The sequence below is a fragment of the Dyella sp. M7H15-1 genome (assembly GCF_004114615.1).
Taxonomy (GTDB): Bacteria; Pseudomonadota; Gammaproteobacteria; order Xanthomonadales; family Rhodanobacteraceae; genus Dyella_B.
In genome coordinates, this window is sequence record NZ_CP035300.1 from 170,393 (window position 1) to 190,066 (window position 19,674).

Here is a 19,674-nt window from a genome sequence, read left to right on the forward strand (position 1 = left end):
GGCACAGGGTGGCTACCCGTGTGGTCACAACCTGAGGGCTATAACTGGACGGCCATGAGGGGCGCCTCTACTAGACTGTCGGTATGAACTTTCCTCTCGACCGCGACACTTGGCTAACCGCTCTCCGCCAGCGGGTAGTCGAAATTTCTCCCGCAGAAGCCTTCGCCTGGCAGGCACAAGGCGCTTTGCTGATCGACGTACGTGAAGACGGCGAACGCGCCGCCGGTTCGCCCACAGGTGCCCTGGGCTTATCACGCGGCTTCCTCGAATTGCGCATCGAAGACAACGAACCCAACCGCGATCGCCCGATCCTCGCTGTGTGCGCCAGCGGTCGCCGCTCGCTGCTTGCAGCCGAAGCCCTGCAGCGCATGGGCTACCACAACGTAGCTTCCGTCGTCGGCGGCTTCGAACGTTGGAAAAGCGAAGGCTTGCCGGTGACGGCTGGCAGCCATCTTGATGCGGATGCAACGGAGCGTTACGCACGCCAACTGTGTTTGCCGCAGGTGGGTGAAGCAGGGCAACTGAAGCTCCAGCAGGCGAAGGTCGTGGTGCTTGGGGCAGGTGGCTTGGGTGCACCCGCTGCGCTCTATCTCGCGGCGGCAGGAATAGGGCAGCTCACGCTGATCGACGATGACCGTGTCGAGCGTTCGAATCTGCATCGCCAAGTCATTCATGCCGACGCACGCGTCGGCATGGCCAAAACCGAATCGGCGCGCATGACATTGGCAGCACTTAATCCGCGCATCCGGGTGGAACCTCGCAACGAACACCTGCGCGCCGACAACGTCGAAAATTTGTTGGATGGGCACGATCTGGTGATCGACGGTGCGGACAATTTTCCTGCTCGTTACTTGCTCGCCGCGGCAACACGTCGCTTGAATATGCCGATGGTCTACGGTGCGGTTGAGCGCTTCACCGGACAGGTCAGCGTGTTCGATCCGCAGTGTGCAGATTCGCCGTGCTATCGCTGTCTCTTTCCCGAACCACCCTCGGCGGCGGATGCGCCCAACTGCAGCGAAGCAGGTGTGCTCGGCGTGCTGCCCGGCATCGTCGGTTTGCTGCAAGCGACAGAGGCGCTGAAGTTGATTCTTGGTATCGGCAAACCTTTGATCGGCCGCTTGTTGTCCATCGACACGTTAGGCATGCATTTTCGCGAAACACGCTTGCCGCGCGATCCCGAATGCCCAGGTTGCAGCCAGAACGCTGTGTTCAGGGGTTACGAAGATCAGTCATCGATTTGTGCGGGCAAGAGGTAGTCGGGATAATGTCTCGCTTTGCGGGACAGGAAAACACCTATGAGCGCACGTGTCCTCGACGGCAAACGCATCGCGCAGGAACTGCTGGAGCGCATCGGCAAGCGCGTCAGCGAGCGCACGGCCCAGGGTGAGATCGAGCCCGGACTGGCCGTGGTGCTGGTCGGTGATGATGCGGCATCGTCAGTTTACGTGCGCAACAAACGCAAGGCCTGCCATCAGGTAGGGTTTCGTTCTTTCGATTACGACTTGCCATCGCGCACCACTCAGGAAGAGCTGTTCGCGCTCATCGACCGATTGAATGCCGACCCAGTCGTGCACGGCATTCTGGTGCAGTCGCCGCTGCCGGAACATATCGACGAGGATGCGTTGGTCGACCGCATTGATCCGAACAAAGACGTGGATGGCTTCCAGGCGGTCAATGTCGGCCGTCTTGCGTTGCGCCGCTTTGGTCTGCGCCCGTGTACGCCCAAGGGTGTGATGACCTTGCTCGGCCATACCGATCGTCCGGTGCGTGGACAGCATGCGGTGGTCGTTGGTGTTTCCAACCATGTGGGACGCCCGCTTGCGCTGGAACTGTTGATTGCCGGCTGCACCACCACCTGTTGCCATCGTTTCACTCGCCATCTGGAAAGCTATGTACGGCAGGCCGATATTCTCGTCGTTGCCGTGGGTAAGCCTGGGCTGGTGAAGGGCGAATGGATTAAGCCGGGTGCTGTGGTGGTGGATGTGGGCATCAATCGTCTCGACGACGGACGACTGGTGGGCGATGTCGATTTTGACATGGCATCGCAGCGGGCAAGCTGGATTACCCCAGTGCCTGGCGGCGTTGGTCCGATGACGGTGGCCACCTTGATGGAAAATACGCTGGAAGCCGCAGAGGCGCGCGAACCCTGATTTTCTCCCTCTTTCCAGCGGAAAGTAGGGAGAAAATCGTCGCATCATCAGCCACTACTGCGTATAATTTCCTCTTTGGAGCGAGACTTTTCGCATGCGTATCCTCGCCGAAGCCCTCACCTACGACGACGTCTACCTTGTCCCGGCCAACTCCCAGATTTTGCCACGTGACGTGGACACTTCCACACGATTCACGCGAAACCTTCGACTGAATATCCCCATCGTGTCTGCCGCCATGGACACCGTTACCGAAGCCCGCCTTGCCATCACCATGGCGCAGAACGGTGGCATCGGCATCATCCACAAGAACATGACCGCCGACCAGCAGGCTGCCGAAGTGCGCCTGGTGAAGAAGTTCGAAGCCGGCGTTATCCGCAGCCCGATCACCGTCGGTCCACACACTTCCATCCGCGACGTACTCAAGCTCACTCGCGCGCACAACATCTCTGGCGTGCCGGTGGTGGAAGGCGAGCAACTGGTTGGCATCGTCACCAGCCGCGATCTGCGCTTCGAACGCAAGCACGATGATCCGGTGCGCAATATCATGACGCGCCAGGAAAAGCTGGTCACCGTGCGCGAAGGCGCCGGCCAGGATGAAGTGCTGCAACTGCTGCACAAAAACCGCATCGAAAAAGTGCTGGTGGTGAACGACGCGTTCCAGTTGCGCGGCCTGATCACCGTCAAGGACATCCAGAAAGCCCGCGACAATCCCAACGCCGCCAAGGATACGCACGAGCGCCTCGTGGTGGGCGCCGCCGTCGGCGTCGGTGGCGATACCGAACAGCGTGTCGAAGCATTGGTCGATGCCGGCGTGGACGTGATCGTGGTGGATACCGCACACGGTCATTCGCAAGGCGTGATCGAGCGCGCCGCCTGGGTGAAGAAGCATTACCCGCAAGTGCAGCTGATCGCCGGCAACATCGTCACCGGCGAAGCCGCACGTGCCTTGCTTGATGCCGGCGTGGATGCGGTGAAAGTGGGCGTAGGCCCCGGCTCCATCTGCACCACGCGTGTGGTCGCGGGTGTGGGTGTGCCGCAGATCACCGCCATCGATATGGTTGCCACCGCGCTGAAGGACGAGATCCCGCTGATCGCCGATGGCGGTATCCGCTACTCCGGCGATATCCCGAAGGCGCTCGCTGCCGGTGCTTCCACCGTCATGCTCGGTTCCATGTTTGCCGGCACCGAAGAATCCCCGGGCGAGGTCGAGTTGTTCCAGGGCCGTTCCTACAAGAGCTACCGCGGCATGGGTTCGCTTGGCGCGATGGCGCTCGGTTCCAAGGATCGCTACTTCCAGGACGAAGCCGACGCCGACAAGCTCGTGCCGGAGGGCATCGAAGGGCGCGTGCCGTATCGTGGCCCGCTGCGCAACATCATTCACCAGTTGATCGGTGGGCTGCGTGCATCGATGGGCTATCTCGGTGCAGTCACCATTGATGACGTTCGCACCAAGGCGCAATTCGTCAAGGTGACCTCGGCCGGCGTGACCGAAGCCCATCCGCACGACATCCAGATTACGAAGGAAGCGCCGAATTATCGGCTGAATTCCTGATCGAGGGAATCGTCAATCGGGAGTCGTAAATAGCGAAGAGCGATAATCGGCAAGCTCGTCGTTGCTGTGCTCTTACGATTTCCGATTCTCGATTTCCGATTCACGGCTATTGACGAGTCCCGAGTCCCGCATGACACACAACATCCACAGCGACAAAATCCTCATCCTCGATTTCGGCGCGCAGTACACGCAACTGATCGCGCGGCGCATCCGCGAGATCGGCGTCTACTGCGAAATTTGGGCCTGGGATCACAATCCGGCCGACATCGCTGCATTCGGCGCCAAGGGCATCATCCTTTCCGGTGGACCGGAATCCACCACCGTGCATGGCGCACCCAAGGCGCCGCAGGAGGTGTTCGATGCGGGCTTGCCGATTCTCGGCATTTGCTACGGCATGCAGACCATGGCCGCGCAACTAGGCGGCGCAACGGAAGCGGCCGATGTGCGCGAGTTCGGGCATGCACGTGTTGATGTGGTTGCCGTGGACCAGTTCTTCGCCGGCCTTAGCGATCACGATTCCAGCCACACGCTGGATGTATGGATGAGCCACGGTGATCACGTTGCCAAGGCGCCGCCCGGCTTCACCGTCACGGCTGTCACCGATCGCATTCCGGTGGCAGCCATGTCCAACGAAACCAAGCGCTGGTACGGTGTGCAATTCCATCCGGAAGTGACACACACCAAGCAGGGCAATGCTTTGCTCAAGCGTTTCGTGACCGAAATCTGTGCTTGCCAGACACTATGGACCGCAGCGCACATCATCGACGACCAGATCGCACGCGTACACGAGCAAGTCGGCAAGGATCATGTGTTGCTCGGCCTGTCCGGCGGGGTGGATTCGTCCGTCGTCGCCGCACTGTTGCATCGTGCCATCGGCGACCAGCTGACCTGCGTCTTCGTTGACACCGGCCTGCTGCGTTGGCAGGAAGGCGATCAGGTGATGGCCACCATGGCCGAGCACATGGGCGTGAAGGTGATCCGCGTCAACGCCGCCGAACGTTATTTCAAGGCGCTGGAAGGCGTGGCCGATCCGGAAGCCAAGCGCAAGATCATCGGCCGCTTGTTCGTGGAAATCTTCGACGAAGAATCGTCCAAGATCACCGAAGCCGGTCACGGCCAGGTGAAGTGGCTAGCACAGGGCACCATCTATCCTGACGTGATCGAATCGGCTGGTAGCAAGACCGGCAAAGCGCACGTGATTAAAAGCCACCACAACGTAGGTGGTTTGCCGGAGCATATGAAGCTCAAGCTGGTCGAGCCGTTGCGCGAACTGTTCAAAGATGAAGTGCGCCACATCGGTGTGGAGCTTGGCCTGCCGCGCGAAATGGTCTACCGCCATCCGTTCCCGGGCCCAGGTCTAGGCGTACGCATCCTCGGCGAAGTGAAAGCCGAATACGCCGAACTGCTCGCGCGTGCCGATGCCATCTTCATCGAAGAGCTACGCAAAGCCGATCTTTACGACAGCACCAGTCAAGCCTTCGCGGTGTTCCTGCCGGTGAAGTCGGTAGGCGTGGTGGGTGACGCCCGTGCGTACGAATGGGTGATCGCATTGCGCGCAGTCGAAACCATCGACTTCATGACCGCCCACTGGGCACACCTGCCGCATGAGTTCCTTGGCAAAGTATCAAATAGAATTATCAATGAGTTACATGGTATATCTCGTGTTGTTTATGACATAAGTGGCAAGCCACCCGCTACCATTGAGTGGGAGTGAATTTACGTCCTTCGAGGACTATCGCTAGCTATCGAAAAAGTGCCGTAACGTATTGATTTTAAAATAAATACGTTGCGGCAGCTATCGGTGACTATCGCCGGCCAGCAGAAAAAGTTGGCGGTAGAGCTGACGGTAAAAATCGAGGCCGGATTAAGACATTCTCGTTCACTATTCAGACTTTTACCGTCTTTGACGGTAAAAGCCTTCTCGGGAAAGCTTGTTTTATACGGCTTTCCGGGCATCAGCAGGTCTCCAGGTCCTTGACGGTAAAGCCTGACGGTAAAGCCGTCAAAAGCCGGAGGAAACCTCGATGCTCACTGACGCTGCACTACGAAATCTGAAGCCTAAGTCCAAGATTTATAAGGCTTCTGACCGGGACGGAATGTACGTGACGGTATCGCCTGGCGGCACTGTCACCTTCCGCTACGACTACCGCCTCAACGGCCGCCGCGAGACGCTGACCCTCGGGCGCTACGGCCCCGGCGGCATCTCACTGGCGATGGCACGCGAACTGCTCCTGGACGCGCGCAAAGCCGTGCTCAAGGGCATCTCGCCTGCGCTCGAAAAGCAGCGCGAGAAGCGCCGGGTGGTCGCCATCAAGACCTTCGGCACGGCGATGGAGACGTGGCTGGCCAATGCACGATTGGCCGACAGCACGCGCGTCATGCGCAAGCACATCATCGACCGGGACATCCTGCCGGTCTTCCAGAACCGCCTACTGACCGAGATCCAGGCCGAAGACCTGCGAGCCTTGTGCAACAAGGTCAAGGAACGCGGGGAGCCCGCCACGGCGGTCCAGATTCGGGACATCGTGAAGCAGGTCTATGTCTACGCCATCGCCCACGGCGAAAAGGTGGACAACCCCGCCGACAGCGTGGGAGCGGCCTCGATCGCCACCTTCGTACCGAAGGATCGGGCCTTGTCGCCTCTGGAAATCCGACTGTTTGTGCAACAGATGGAATCAGTGGCGACCTATCCGACCATCAAGCTGGCGCTGCGCCTGATCCTGCTGACGTTGGTGCGCAAGAGCGAACTGATTCAGGCCACTTGGGATGAGGTCGATTTCGAGAGCAAAACTTGGACGATCCCGAAACAGCGGATGAAAGGGCGCAACCCACACGTGGTCTACCTGTCGCGTCAGGCGCTCGACATCTTCGTGACGTTGCACGCCTGCGCGGCCGGCTCAAGGTTCGTTTTTCCTTCTCGTTACGATGCCGAGCGGTTCATGTCCAATGCGACCTTGAATCGCGTCACGCAACTCGTGGCAGAAGCTGCAAAGACCAAGGGGCTGCCGCTACAACCGTTCACCGTCCACGATCTGCGCCGTACCGGCTCGACGCTGTTGAACGAAATCGGCTTCAACCGCGACTGGATCGAGAAGTGCTTGGCGCACGAGGACGGACGTTCCTCGCGCTCGGTCTACAACAAGGCCGAGTACGCGGAGCAACGGCGTCACATGCTGCAAGAGTGGGCCAACCTGGTCGATGCCTGGGGCGGCGGGCAGACCTACGTGCCGAAGCTGTTGCCGAAGAACGTGGTCGTGCCGGCGTTGAGCGCAATTGCCTGAAATAGCGACAAGGTTGTCATTTGACAACCTTGTCGACTATCCCCATACTGGAGATCACTGATGGCTCGTTCCCCTCATCCGAAGAAAGAGGTCGAGGAAGCTCTCAGGTACGCCGAAGGGCAGGGCTGGCGCGTCGAAGTTGGCGGCAGCCATGCTTGGGGGCGGATGTATTGCCCGTACAACGATGAAGAATGCCGCTGCGGCGAGTTCTGCATCACCAGCGTATGGAGCACGCCGAAGAACCCAGGCAACCACGCACGTGCCTTGCGGCGTGTCGTGGACAACTGCACCACGCATCGCAAGCAGCGCGAGGCTGACGGCGGTGCCAAGGAGTAGAGCGATGGAATACACCTTCACCCTGAAGTACCAACTCGCCGACGACGATAGCGACCCGGGAGCGCTGGTTGAGCGCTTGGGCGAAGCTGGCTGCGACGATGCTTTGGTCGGCATCGGGCAGCCGGGGCGCCTGGCGCTGGAGTTCACCCGCGAAGCGGCCGACGCCGGCGCCGCCGTGCGCAGCGCATTGGCGGACGTGCGCCGCGCGGTACCGTCGGCAAAGCTGATCGAGGTGGCGCCGGATTTGGTCGGCCTGACCGACGTGGCCGAGATCGTCGGCGTGTCGCGGCAGAACATGCGCAAGCTGATGCTGGCGCATCCGAGCAGCTTTCCGGCGCCGGTGCATGAGGGCAGCGCGTCGATCTGGCACCTGGCGGACGTGCTGACCTGGTTGCAGGCCAAGGGCAGCTACGCGCTGGCCAAGGACGTGCTCGATGTATCGCGGGTGGCCCTACAGGTCAACGTGGCGAAGGAAGGCCAGCGCTTGCCGCGCTCGGCGTCCAAGGAACTGCAAGCCTTGGTTGGATGAGCGCTGTAGCTCGGTTTCATCCCTCACTCGAACCCGCCCGGACAGGGCGAGTTTTTCGTAGATGGACATCCGGCTTCGAGACGCTACCGCGACGAGTTTGCTTGCGCTGCTCGATCCAGGCTTCCACTTCGGCCAAGTCCCACACGACGCAGCGTGGTGTCAGGTTGAAGCGGCGCGGGAACTCTCCCCGGCGTTCCATTTCGTAGATCGTCGTCTCGGCTAAGGGGACGATTTGCCGCAATTCTTGGCGCCGGATGGTGCGGCGGAAGGGCAAAACACAGTGCTTTGGAAACTGCGGGATATCGTCGTAGGCGTCAGAACCGGGCAACGGGGCGGATACGGGGTTCGCGTGCTCCGTGGCATCGTTGCCTCGGCTAATGAGTGGTGACGGGTTATTCTCCATATTGCCCTCCGTGAGTGCTCGGCGCTGCTAAGTTCGTTGCCGCACGAAGTAATGGTGGCTTTCATTGGCTATCGCGGAAACTCATTGGGGCGTAGTGGAGCGTATTGAGGAATAGATAGCTACGGAAAGGGTGGGGACATGGCGACGGTGACGGTTTCTCCGATTCATTTCGAGGACTACAGCGGAATCCAGTTCGAGCGCCTTGTCTTTGCGTACCACGTGCGCGCAGGCTGGCGTGATTTGGCTTGGCGCGGCCAATCGGGAGGCGACCAGGGGCGGGACATCTCCGGCGTCGAACCTTTTGATGGCCGACCGTCACGTAAGACCATCATCCAATGCGCCAACCGGGATACGTTGACGCTGGCGAAGGCCAAGGCAGACATGGGAAAGGCGGTGAAGGCTTTTGGTGGAACGCCAGATGCCTTCAAGTTCGTCTCTCGTGGCGCTGTTTCGGACACCAGCCGCACCCGGATCGAGCAAGCTGCAGCGGATTTGGGTGTTGCGTATGTAACGATATGGTCTGGCGTTGAGTTCGAGGAAAACCTGCGGCTTCGCGCTGAATACCTGTTACACCGATTCGTCCAAGGCATCGAGTTTCCGGATGCCGGGGTAGAGATCCGCAAGTTTGTAGATGATTTTCCCGATCTCTCAGATGCCGAGACGCTGCAACTCATGGCGGCTGTGTTCGATCGGCCGGTCTTCTATACACCGTTTCATCAGGAAAGCTCCCTGCCTGCTTTTCAGCAGGCGATCGAGGACACTATCGGCGCCCTCAATACCGGTGTATGGCGCACTCGTGAGGGTGACGAGATCAGGCGTATCCCGTCGATCCATCATCTCCGAGATCAACGCATCCGAGGAGTGCTCGAAAAAGTAGTTCGTCAGGTCGACGAGCTGCGTCGCATCTTCGTGACTCGCCTTAGGGAGGGGGAGATCAGACACTGTGGATGCGGCCAGCCGGATTGCCCCACGTACATGCTCTCGCAAGGTGTTGCGGACGAACTGGATAAGGCCAGACGAGAAATCCTGACGGCATTTCGATCAGTGCATGCGCCCTTCGGCGTGAGCCTTCGTTAGCCCATTGGTATTTGACTAGATGCGAGCACGGCAATGGCACTGTCCGCCGAACAAATTCAATATCTCAACCGGCATGCACCGGGTGAGGCTGTGGCGCGTGTGCTGTCCGAACTACTCCTCAATGACCGTGACTTACTCGGCATCGACGCTAACGAACGTTCCATCACCTTTCGATTCGCGATGTATCTCCAACGTCGGTGCGCTGACTGGACCGTGGACTGCGAATACAACAGGGATGGCACAGAACCCAAGAGGCTCGGGCATCTAGAGCTTTACCCCGACTGCGAGGACGATGAGGCGAAGACAGTATTTCCGGATGTGATCGTGCATCGGCGGGGTACAAGACAGAATCATCTCGTTTTGGAGTTCAAGAAATCGACGAGCCGCGTTGACCGACAGATCGACCTACGAAAACTTCGGGGCTACAAGCAGCAGCTCGGCTACGAGCACGCGTTGTTTGTGGAGGTTGGTACGGAGGGGCGCGCAATTATCACCGCGCTCGAATGGGCTTGATAGGCGATAAAGAGATAGATCATGACACGCATCCCGCCGTTCAACTCGCAGCACCTTGAAGCTGCATGCCGAGTTCTTGCCGATACCGATCGGGGCTTGAGCGGTACGCAGATCGAGAGGCTGCTGCAAGAGATAGAGGTAGCTGACCCGTCGCCAGGCATTACTAAATGGAAGCGACTGTTCAATGCATTGGCCGGCGTACAGAACCAACATCAGGTCGGCAATCACCTCATCATGTTCATCAACCGTGCGATGAATCCGGTGAGCTACGCACGAGACCCAGGCTCGTTCGCTTGGCGGCGCGATGAACTCAACGTTGTGTTGGCGTTTTCGGGTTTCTACGTTCGAGAGGATGGCAAGGTCGGACATGCCGATAAGGCAACGACCTTGGATGCGGCGCGTGCGCGTGCGGGTCGGCTGAAGGTGGCACTGGAAAGCCGAAGCGTACATGCAGAAGTTCTGAGCTATTGTCGAGCTGAACTACTGGATGAAAACTATTTTCATGCCGTCTTCGAGGCCAGCAAGGGTGTCGCGGAGCGTATTCGATTGCTCTCCGGCCTCACCGGCGACGGTGCTGACCTGGTGAACAAGGCATTCGCCGGTCAGCAGCCCACTCTGGCCTTGGGGCCACTCACCACTGATTCCGAAAAAAGCGAGCAGAAAGGTTTTGCGAATCTGCTGATCGGCCTGTTCGGTGCCGTGCGTAACCCGCTTGCTCACGCGCCCAAGACGAACTGGCCGATGTCTGAGCAAGATGCGCTCGATATTCTCACGCTCGTCTCCCTAATCCATCGTAAGTTGGACCGCGCACAGAAGGCACCGACTGTATCGCCGTAAGCATCCCAATTCGGGGAGAACATGACTTATCCAGATTGGCGAGCCTATCAAGAGGCCGCAGCAGAAGTCTTTCGACGCCTTGGGTGCAACGCTCAGGTTGACTACCGAGCGAAAGGTGTCCGTGCGGCACACGACATTGACGTGTACGTAACTTTTGTCCGTTCGGGCATCCTTTGTACTTGGGTAATCGAATGCAAGCTATGGACAAGTCGCGTGCCCAAGGAAAAGGTTCTCGCGCTCAAGAGCATCATCGACGATCTTGGTGCCGATCGCGGCATCATGATCAGCGAAGCAGGGTTTCAGCCTGGCGCCCAGGATGTTGCGCGCGGAACGAATATCACACTGGTAACTTCGCTGGAAGATTTCGCTCGCACAGCAATAGCTGCTGCGTCGGAGATTCCGCTCGCGCTAGACGGCCAGGACGAAGGGACGGCTATCTATCAGTTTCCGGAAAGAGCTGAACCACAGGATTTACTCTTGCACGGCGAATTCATTGTCACCGCAAACTGGGCGGGACGAAGCATTTCGATTGTCAATCCGTCTTCCAAGACGATTGTCCGTACCATCGACTTGGATAAATACGAAACGATTTCTCCACAGAGCGGGGCGTGCGAGATTCAAGGTCATCCCCCGGGAAGTTTAGCTATTGCGGACGGCCGCCTGTTTGTGGGTCAGGTTTTCTCCGACGTGATTCTCGTCATTGATCTAGCAACGCATGCCATCGTCAAGAGAATTGCTGTGCCCGGCGGTGGCGAGGGACAGCTCGCGGTGTCACCTGACGAAAAGGCAGTCTATTTTGCTAGCAATCGTCTGAATCAGTTCTACATCATCGATAGTGCGACATATACGTTCACGATTGTTGCATATCCAACCGGTGGCAGGGGCTGTATGTCGCTGCTAAGGCATCCTGTACGCCCCCTCCTTTATGTCGGCATCCAGCGGGGCGGGCATATCGAAGGAAGAGGGTATCCACACGCCAACTGTTATTTGGCCATTTACGATCTCAGTCAGAACGCATACGTCGGGAATTCGCAGCTTGCCGAGATTATTGATGGCAGAGCCGACGATGCTACCCCTGCGTGTCTCACCTATGATGATCGTTACAATCGCCTCTATGCCGGCATGTTTCAGTCCATGCGAGGTATCTGCGTACTGGAGGCCGACTCCGGTGAGCTGATTCAAGACATTCGCTTTGCACGGAGTCCTTGGAATAATTCGTTTCGGTGGGCAGACCCTTTGTCACAGGCCCTCACGGGTCACTCGCTCCTGTCGGTAAACAGAAATAATCGCGAACTTGTAGCGCTGGATCGGACCTCGCTGCAAGTAAAGAAAAGCCTATTCTTAGGTGATGCGCCAAATGGCCCGAGGGCCGTTTTAGTATGGAGAGAGCACGCGGTGGTCAGCTATCCAGGGAGAAATGGACTGATCTTCATCCCACTCGAAGCATTAGCCTGAAGAGGTGTTTGTTGGTTGTTCGCCAGTGGTTTCTCAATTAGATGTATGTCCCGGCGTAGGGCCGCGCGCCGCAACTCGTGCCGAGTTGCGGTCGTCAGGCTTTGATCCCTTGACTTCCTATCAAGTGGGCGCGGGGCATTCAAATATCTTCAGCGCGCCCGCGAATCCAGTCGTGGTCGGGGACGACCAGTGACCCAACAATGCCGGTTGTCCGTCGCGCCAAAACTTGTTCGTGCTGCGAAATTGAAAGGGCGAGCATTTGGATCGCTGACCTGGCAACACGTAGAGCGCGCAGTGCTTCCTGCATAAACAGCTCCCGTTGGTGACGTTCGATTTCAGGTGCCTGTCTGCTGTGTGCTGGGTCCCCAAAATCATGCAGCACCACGAATCGGTGAGTGCCCGCATTGCGGAGGTCCTTTTGAGAACGCAGAATGCCCGCGCTGCTGTCGTAATCTTCGGCAAGCTCCACGAGGCCATAGAGCGCACTGACACCCCCACGAATCGTCTTTTCAACCTTCTCGGCGAGGGGGCGCACGCCAGTCACTTTGTCGAGGTCCCGGCGCCATAGCTTGCCGAAATAGATCTTATTTGGTGGTTGTCCAAGCTCGAAATAATGGTTCGCCGTTACGGCGATCTTGTCGAGCAGATCAAGGGCTGTCCGATGCGCCAAGATAAGCGCAGATGCATCCGGGCCATAGGTCGCATAATCTAGGGTATCGCCAAATCGCCCCGTCGCTGGCCATGCGCTCTCATCGAGCGCTCGCCATGCAAGATCACGAGCGAGAATGAAGTCGCTCTTGAGCACATTGAACATAGCGAATACGGGCGGCGGCATTGCGATCGCACCCGCTTCACGCTCCCGAATCCCAGGGAGCATGAGCCAGTCCAGCTTGCCTAGGGTGGCGTCGATGAGTTCGACGGCTGGTGCAAGCGTCAGGCGCTCGTGCTCGACCCATTCAATGAATGGATCTGTGTGAGGTGATCGCGGTAGCGGATCTTCCAATTCGCTGGCGAAGGCAGCGATCTGCTCTGCGGCCTGCGTACCAGCGTATTGGATAACGCGATCCTGATGCCGATGTGCAATCTTGGCCAACATGATTGCTTCGACGCGGGTGAGTTCTGAACAGCCACCTTGCTCATAAAGCCAGAGGGATTACGCTGACTTCAGCGGCCTGTTGCGTGCCCTGCCGGGTGTGCTGGCCAAAGCGGGCAGCACTCCAGAGGTTTTCGAAAAGACCTTCATGCAGAACTTGGTCGAGTTTGTCACCAGGCAGGTGCCCAATCGCTTCGTCATCCGCTATCGCGGCAAAGAGCTGAAGCACCACTCGCTCGGGCAGCGCGCTTCCGCGCTGCTGCTGTACGTGCTCAGCCAGCGACAGAACGACGTGATCATCATCGACCAGCCGGAAGACGATCTGGACAACCAGACCATCTACGACGATGTGATCAAGCTGTTGCGCGAGATGAGGCCGCATGCCCAATTCATCTTCGCCACCCACAACGCCAATTTCCCGGTGCTGGGTGATGCGGAGCAAGTGCACGCTTGCCGCTATCAGGACGAGAAAGTTGCAGTGCAAAGCGGCAGCATCGACGCCCGCCCAATACAGGACGCCATCATCAACATCATGGAGGGAGGCCAGGAAGCCTTCAGTCGACGTAAAGAGGTTTACAACCTATGGAAACTCGACCTGCTTAGCCAGGGAGAAGACAGTCGCCATCAGTTCAAGGAAAACTTCACCAATGCCGATGCGCTGGCGGCGGAGATCGTCGCCTTCAGCAACACAGCAGGGGGGAAGTTTTTCATTGGCGTACAGAACGATGGCTCGGTACTGGGCTTGTCTGGCGTGGATATAGACCGCCTGAATCAGCTCATCTCAAACAGCGCATCGCAAAATGTGCGGCCTGCTGTGAACCCGCTCACCGAAAACGTGCCGCACCCGAATGGCACCGTGATGGTGGTCACCATTGCCGAAGGCGTCAGCAAACCCTACATGGATAAGAACGGCGCCATCTGGGTGAAGAACGGCTCGGACAAACGCCGCGCCACCTCGCGCGAAGAAATCCAGCGCCTGTTCCAGCAGGCGGGCTTGGTGCACGCCGACGAAACGCCCGTGGCGGGCTTGGGCGTGGGCGATGTGGACATGCCCTATTTCGAAGCCTTTTTCGAACAGCAGTTCGGCGAGCCGCTCGTCCAGCACAATCAGCCCCTGCCGCTGTTGCTGACCAATATGAATCTGATTAACCAGGGACAGCTCAACGTGGCTGGTAGCCTGCTGTTCGCTAGGGCACCGCAGTACGCGCTACCTGCTTTCATCGTCAAGGCGGTCGCATTCGTCGGCATTTTTCATGGCATCGAAGATGTGCGTATGTGCAAATCAATGATTTTTTTGAGCAAAATTTGACTATCAACAATGTGGGGGTGATTCGGCGTCTGGCAGAAGCCGAAATTCGGTAACCAGAAACGGGTAGAGATTACTCACGAGGACTTGTGGGCGCTGACCGATGCCATCGTGGAGCGCGGCGCGCCGGCAACCGCAGTGCCACCCTTAACCAGGTGCTGACGGTGATTGGCAAAAAACGCCAGCACCTGACCACGCTTTAGCTGCTTGCTCCATACCTTACGACCACGCTCATCCGCGCTGTGCCGTTGAAACACGTGCTCTTTGCCAGATCGATTCCAATGGCTGTAAGGTTCATAGCGGTCGCCCTTTCCGGTTGAAGTGGTTGTCACACCACTCTGGCACATGGATGCCGTTTCAGGAGGGGGCGACCATCCCATTAACCTACGTGTGCAACGGCTTCGTCCCAAAAATCTTGTCTCCCGCATCCCCTAGCCCCGGCAAGATGTAGCCATGCTCATTAAGCCGCTCATCAACCGATGCGGCGTAGATCTCGATGTCCGGATGACTTTCCTCAATGCGTTGGAGTCCTTCTGGAGCAGCGACCAGGAATAGTCCTTTGATGCGCTTGCAGCCCGCCGCTTTCAACATGTCGACGGTGGCAACCAGCGTTCCGGCGGTGGCGAGCATGGGATCTACGATCAGCGCGATGCGCTCGTCCAGGCGGCCGGTAAGCTTTTCGTAATAGGCAATGGGCTTGAGCGTCTGTTCGTCACGCTGCAGGCCGACCACGCTGACCTTGGCGGCTGGAATCAGCTCCAGCACACCCGGCAACATGCCTAGTCCAGCGCGCAGGATCGGCACGATGGTGATCTTCTTGCCCTTGATCTGTTGCACGCGCACGGGTCCGGCCCAGCCTTCGATCTGCGCTTCGATGGTTTCCAGATCTTTGGTCGCTTCGTAAGTCAGCAACGAGCCGACTTCCGAGGCTAGTTCGCGAAATTCCTTGGTGCTGATGCCGGCACGGCGCATCAGTCCGAGTTTGTGTTGGATCAGGGGATGACAGACTTCAACGATCTTCATGTCGCGAGCGTTTTCGAGGGAGATATCCAAAGCATAGCGGCAAATGAAAAGGGCGCCGCCCGTTGGCGCCGCCCTCATTGATACGCGTTTTCACCAAGGTTTGGTGTGCTCAGGAACCCTTCAAGCAGGCTGCTTCCGCAGCCTTGTAGTCGGCGCCCCTCTTGCCCGCATTCTCCTTGCTGCACCTGGCCATTTTCTGCTGCTGCGTCTCTTTGACCGCGGAGGCGGCGCTGTTGTTGCCCTTCATGCAGGCGTCGACGGCGCTCTTGTAGTCGGCGCCGGTCTTGCCGGTATTGGCATGGCTGCATTGCCCCAACTTGGTGGAATGCCCCTCCGTGCTGGACGAGCTTTGCGGTGTGGCGAAGGCGGTAGTGGTCGCTAGGGCCAGAACTGCACTGGCGGCGAGCAGGCTGAAACGCATGGACATGATGCTTCCTCCTGAAGTTATGACCGGCGATTGTGCCGGCTGGGGCAGTCTATGCTGGAGTGTGATCAAGGGGAAGGCACGTCGGTAAAAGCCTTTTATGCTTTTGGTTAGACAGTGCCGGAAGCTGGCATAAGGCGCACATCATCCCGGTCTGCACCGGGATGATGTGCGTATTTTGATTGGCCCTTACGCCGCCCGTGCCTCGCTCTTGCGCGGTCCTTCCAGTAATGCATGGCGCACATGGGCAATCACCATATCCACCTCTGCGCTGGTGACTTTGAAGTGCGGAGTGAAGCGCAATGAGTTCGCGCCGCCGTGGATCACGCCAAGGCCGCGTTCGCGTAGGTATTCCTCGGTGGAACCCGCGCCGTAGCACTTGAACTGCGGAGCCAGTTCGCAGGAGAACAGCAGGCCGGTGCCCTGCACCTTGGTGATCAGGCCGCCCAGTTCGTCCTTCAGCGTGTTGAGCTTGTCGACGAATTCCTTGCCACGCACGCGGATGTTGATGCGTACTTCGTCCGTAAGCTGGTCGAGCGTTGCCAGTGCTACATCGAGTGCGCGCGGGTTGGCGGTCATCGTGTTGCCGTAGATACCCTTGCGATACAGGTTGGCGGTGCGTTCGGTCACCGCCAGGATCGACAGCGGATATTGACCGGCGTTGAGCGCCTTGGAGAAGGTTTCCATATCCGGCGGCGCGAGCTTTTCAAAACCAGGGTAGTCAGTGATCGATAGCACGCCGTGCGCACGCAGTCCTGCCTGGATCGAATCGACCAGCAGCAACGAACCGTGTGATTCGGTGAGTTCGCGCGCCGCCTGATAGAACGCTGGCGTCACGGCGCGCCCCGGGTCACCTTCGCCCATCACCGGTTCCAGGAACATCGCTTCGATGAACCAGCCGTGGCGATCAGCGTCCGCAAAGATGGCTTCCAGTTGCGCCAGGTCATACGGCGCAACGGTGAGCAGCGTGTCTTCGTGGCGATAGCTCGCCAAATGCTGCTGATACGTGCGACGCGACGAATCGGAGTACAGCGCGGGCTTGTCGGTGCGACCGTGGAAGGCGCCTTTCACAGCGGCGCGCTTGATGGTGCGGCCAGCATAACGGCCACCCGCATCCGTCATCAGCTTGGCGTTGACGTCGGCAATACGGCAGGCTAGGCCCACCGATTCCGAACCGGAGTTCAATGCAAGGTATTGCGTATAGGGATTAGCCCCACGGTTGCGGCCGAGTTCGCGATTCATCGCCTGGGTGAAGCGCATCTGCGACACGCTCGGTGTCATCACGTTGGCCATGATCTGCGGACGTGCCAGTGCGGCGTCGATCGCTGCGTTGTTGTGACCGAAACCGAGCATGCCGTAGCCGCCGTTGTCGTGCACTACCGCGCCTTTCAATGTGACGATCCAAGGGCCGCGTGCGGCTGCGGACAAATAAGGATTGATGGCGTCATCCGGGTAGAAGTTGACGAAACCGGCTTGCGTCTGCGCGAGCTGTGCGGCTTCATCCAACTTCAGGAAATCGCTCAGTTCAGTGCGCAGTTCATGGTGGCGCGTAACGGCTTCGGTAATGGCCTTGCCCAGTTGCGGATCTAGCGCGGCCATGCGCTCTATGGTGGCGTCATCCAGGCCAGTGGTTCTCGGCTTGCCGCCAAATTCGCGCAGTTCGCGCAATTGATCGATCACACCCATGACTACTCTCCTTGAATCTTGTCAGCGCCTCGCACACCCAGCGCAAAGCAGGCCGACTTTGATGTGTTGCGTGCGTGAATGGCATCGGAAGCCTCGTGGGCCATGCGCCCATTCGCACCCGCCGCGTGTGGGGAACCGCTGGCGTACACCTATCAGGATAACCTGCGGGCAAGGGCGCCGGTACCCCTGGATGACGTCTGTCATCTGCGTTGGCTGACGTCGGCAACTGGGTTCCGGCCCTTGTCCTGCCTACGCTGCAGTGCAAGGAGGAATGCCCATGAATGCCACGCCTCATGTCGTTGCTCGACTATCCGGCGCTGTGAAGCGTTACGGTCAACTTACCGCACTTCACGGCGTCGATCTTGTGTTGCACCGCGGCGAGTTGCTCGCCGTCCTGGGACCTAATGGGGCCGGCAAAAGCACCAGTATCGGCTTATTGCTGGGCTTGATTCGTCCTGACGGTGGCAAGGCCGAACTATTTGGCTGCGATCCGCAGGAGATCTCTGCGCGTCGCCGCATTGGCGTCATGCTGCAATCGCCCATGTTGCCCCTTACCCTGCGGGTGGGCGAATTGCTGCGCTTGGTAGCCAGCTACTACCCCGATCCCCGCCCGCTGGAAGAAACCGCAGCGCTGGCCGGGATCAGCGATTTGTTGCAACGGCCTTACGGCAAGCTGTCGGGCGGGCAGCAGCGCAGCGTGCAATTTGCGTTGGCACTATGCGGGCGGCCCGAGCTGATATTTCTGGATGAACCGACTGTCGGCATGGATATTGATGCGCGCCGCAAGCTGTGGATCGCGATGCGTGCCCTGATCGCCGAAGGTTGCTCGGTCGTGCTCACTACGCATTACCTGGAGGAGGCCGAAGCCTTGGCCCAGCGCGTGGTGGTGATGGGCAAGGGACGTGTGTTGAGCGAAGGCAACGTCGATGCTCTGCGCGCACGGGTACCGCTGACGCGCATTCGCTGTGTTAGCGATCTGGATGCCGCCATGATTGCGGGTTGGTCACAGGTGACGATGACTGAACGCGAAGGTGCACGTTTGCGCATCAGCACCAGTGCGGCGGAAAACGTATTGCGTCGCCTGTTCGACGCCGACCCGGTACTGAGCGAATTGGAAGTGCAGCGCGCCGGCCTGGCCGAAGCTTTTACCGAGCTGACCCGTGAAGAAAGCTTCACCGAACAGGAGACCGCGTCATGAACGCCGTATCGATGACAGCAACACCTGCGCAAGCGCAGGCAGGCAGCATGGGTTTTCGCCGTGTGCTCGGTGCTTATCTGATGGAAGCGCGCAGTGAGTGCTTGCGTTACATGCGCAATCCCGGCTTCATGCTGCCTATCACTTTCCTCCCCACGCTGCTCTATCTGCTGTTCGCCATTGTGATGAATCGTTCCGCCGGTGCCGACGTGGGATGCTATCTTTTGGTCAGTTATAGCGTGTTCGGCGTGATGAGTCCGGGATTGTTCGGCTTCGGTGTATCGCTGGCGTTGGAACGTGACGGTGGCTTGCTGATCTACAAGCGCGCCCTGCCCATGCCGCCTGGGGCCTATTTGCTGGGCAAGATGTTGATGGCCATGCTCGTTGCGCCCATGGTGGTTTTGCTGCTGCTTGCAATGGGTCTTGGCATGGACCATGTGGCGATAACGGCCGGACAGGTTGGCCTGCTGTTGCTAATGGGCGTGTTGGGCGTGTTGCCGTTCTGCGCGCTTGGCATGCTGATGGGCACGCTGATCAAGGGACAGGCCGCGCCAGGCATGCTCAACCTGATCTATCTGCCGATGTCGTTTCTTTCCGGCTTGTGGGTGCCAATAAATCAATTGCCCAAAACGCTGCAGCAGATCGCACCGATCTGGCCGAGTTACCACCTGCATGAGCTGGGGCTTGCGGCACTGGGCATGGCGCACGGTGGGATGTCCGGGCACCTGCTAGCTTTGCTGGGTTTTACGGTGGCATTCTTTGTCATCGCGGCCCGTCGCCTGCGCCGCTACGGTTGACGTAGGATGCGGGTTGT

At 58.8% G+C, this 19,674-nt stretch carries 19 protein-coding genes and 1 pseudogene; 14 read left to right on the plus strand and 6 right to left on the minus strand.

Annotation, left to right across the window (positions count from 1 at the left end):
* The first annotated feature begins 83 nt into the window (after positions 1–83).
* From moeB to EO087_RS00980, 7 genes are all read left to right on the plus strand, one after another.
* The gene (moeB, locus tag EO087_RS00950) at positions 84–1,256 is read left to right on the plus strand and encodes a molybdopterin-synthase adenylyltransferase MoeB (protein WP_128897225.1); all 1,173 of its coding nucleotides are present in this window, start codon (positions 84–86) and stop codon (positions 1,254–1,256) included.
* 39 nt (positions 1,257–1,295) lie between these two features.
* Positions 1,296–2,150 carry a bifunctional methylenetetrahydrofolate dehydrogenase/methenyltetrahydrofolate cyclohydrolase FolD gene (folD, locus tag EO087_RS00955; RefSeq protein WP_128897227.1) on the plus strand — a complete coding sequence of 285 codons (855 nt, stop codon included), beginning with the start codon at positions 1,296–1,298 and terminating at the stop codon, positions 2,148–2,150.
* A gap of 94 nt (positions 2,151–2,244) precedes the next feature.
* On the plus strand, positions 2,245–3,702 hold the full coding sequence (gene guaB, locus EO087_RS00960) for an IMP dehydrogenase (protein WP_128897228.1): 1,458 nt from the start codon (positions 2,245–2,247) through the stop codon (positions 3,700–3,702).
* A 130-nt stretch (positions 3,703–3,832) separates the two neighbouring features.
* Entirely contained in the window at positions 3,833–5,416 is a 1,584-nt protein-coding gene (gene guaA / locus EO087_RS00965) for a glutamine-hydrolyzing GMP synthase (RefSeq protein WP_128897229.1), read from the plus strand.
* 310 nt (positions 5,417–5,726) lie between these two features.
* Complete coding sequence (locus tag EO087_RS00970) at positions 5,727–6,983, plus strand: tyrosine-type recombinase/integrase (protein ID WP_128897230.1); 1,257 nt, start codon at positions 5,727–5,729, stop codon at positions 6,981–6,983.
* Positions 6,984–7,043: 60 nt separating this feature from the next.
* Entirely contained in the window at positions 7,044–7,319 is a 276-nt protein-coding gene (locus tag EO087_RS00975) for a hypothetical protein (protein WP_128897231.1), read from the plus strand.
* A gap of 4 nt (positions 7,320–7,323) precedes the next feature.
* The gene (locus EO087_RS00980) at positions 7,324–7,848 is read left to right on the plus strand and encodes a DNA-binding protein (protein WP_128897232.1); all 525 of its coding nucleotides are present in this window, start codon (positions 7,324–7,326) and stop codon (positions 7,846–7,848) included.
* A gap of 16 nt (positions 7,849–7,864) precedes the next feature.
* On the opposite strand, the gene EO087_RS00985 is transcribed toward EO087_RS00980, so the two are convergent.
* Positions 7,865–8,251: an AlpA family phage regulatory protein gene (locus EO087_RS00985; protein WP_128897233.1), complete on the minus strand. Its 387-nt coding sequence runs from the start codon at positions 8,249–8,251 to the stop codon at positions 7,865–7,867.
* Positions 8,252–8,389: 138 nt separating this feature from the next.
* Here EO087_RS00985 and EO087_RS00990 point away from each other — a divergent pair, with 138 nt between their 5' ends.
* From EO087_RS00990 to EO087_RS01005, 4 genes are read left to right on the plus strand one after another with little or no spacing between them, the layout of a single operon-like run.
* Positions 8,390–9,328: a hypothetical protein gene (locus tag EO087_RS00990; protein ID WP_128897234.1), complete on the plus strand. Its 939-nt coding sequence runs from the start codon at positions 8,390–8,392 to the stop codon at positions 9,326–9,328.
* Positions 9,329–9,361: 33 nt separating this feature from the next.
* Positions 9,362–9,841, plus strand: coding sequence for a hypothetical protein (locus tag EO087_RS00995; protein ID WP_128897235.1), 480 nt, complete (start codon positions 9,362–9,364; stop codon positions 9,839–9,841).
* A 21-nt stretch (positions 9,842–9,862) separates the two neighbouring features.
* Positions 9,863–10,678, plus strand: a complete 816-nt coding sequence (locus EO087_RS01000) for a TIGR02391 family protein (RefSeq protein WP_128897236.1) — start codon at positions 9,863–9,865, stop codon at positions 10,676–10,678.
* 21 nt (positions 10,679–10,699) lie between these two features.
* Positions 10,700–12,133, plus strand: coding sequence for a restriction endonuclease (locus tag EO087_RS01005; RefSeq protein WP_128897237.1), 1,434 nt, complete (start codon positions 10,700–10,702; stop codon positions 12,131–12,133).
* A gap of 139 nt (positions 12,134–12,272) precedes the next feature.
* Here EO087_RS01005 and EO087_RS01010 read toward each other — a convergent pair whose 3' ends face one another.
* Positions 12,273–13,229, minus strand: coding sequence for an LA2681 family HEPN domain-containing protein (locus EO087_RS01010; RefSeq protein WP_205744404.1), 957 nt, complete (start codon positions 13,227–13,229; stop codon positions 12,273–12,275).
* Positions 13,230–13,308: 79 nt separating this feature from the next.
* Between EO087_RS01010 and EO087_RS16535 the strand changes: the two genes are divergently transcribed.
* A complete protein-coding gene (locus EO087_RS16535; protein ID WP_240669093.1) occupies positions 13,309–14,535 on the plus strand; it encodes an RNA-binding domain-containing protein in 1,227 nt (408 codons plus the stop codon).
* A 164-nt stretch (positions 14,536–14,699) separates the two neighbouring features.
* Here the strand turns inward: EO087_RS16535 and EO087_RS16540 are convergent.
* The 4 genes and pseudogenes from EO087_RS16540 to EO087_RS01035 form a co-directional block, all read right to left on the minus strand.
* Positions 14,700–14,830: pseudogene (locus tag EO087_RS16540) on the minus strand (IS110 family transposase); the annotation flags it as partial.
* 86 nt (positions 14,831–14,916) lie between these two features.
* A complete protein-coding gene (gene upp / locus EO087_RS01025; protein WP_128897239.1) occupies positions 14,917–15,555 on the minus strand; it encodes a uracil phosphoribosyltransferase in 639 nt (212 codons plus the stop codon).
* A 109-nt stretch (positions 15,556–15,664) separates the two neighbouring features.
* Positions 15,665–15,982 carry a PsiF family protein gene (locus tag EO087_RS01030; RefSeq protein WP_128897240.1) on the minus strand — a complete coding sequence of 106 codons (318 nt, stop codon included), beginning with the start codon at positions 15,980–15,982 and terminating at the stop codon, positions 15,665–15,667.
* Between the two features lie 186 nt (positions 15,983–16,168).
* Positions 16,169–17,665, minus strand: a complete 1,497-nt coding sequence (locus EO087_RS01035) for an aminotransferase class III-fold pyridoxal phosphate-dependent enzyme (RefSeq protein WP_128897241.1) — start codon at positions 17,663–17,665, stop codon at positions 16,169–16,171.
* Positions 17,666–17,942: 277 nt separating this feature from the next.
* Between EO087_RS01035 and EO087_RS01040 the strand changes: the two genes are divergently transcribed.
* Positions 17,943–18,863 carry an ABC transporter ATP-binding protein gene (locus tag EO087_RS01040; protein WP_205744405.1) on the plus strand — a complete coding sequence of 307 codons (921 nt, stop codon included), beginning with the start codon at positions 17,943–17,945 and terminating at the stop codon, positions 18,861–18,863.
* Entirely contained in the window at positions 18,860–19,657 is a 798-nt protein-coding gene (locus tag EO087_RS01045; RefSeq protein ID WP_128897243.1) for an ABC transporter permease, read from the plus strand. The genes EO087_RS01040 and EO087_RS01045 overlap by 4 nt, the downstream gene beginning before the upstream one ends.
* Positions 19,658–19,674 lie beyond the last annotated feature (17 nt).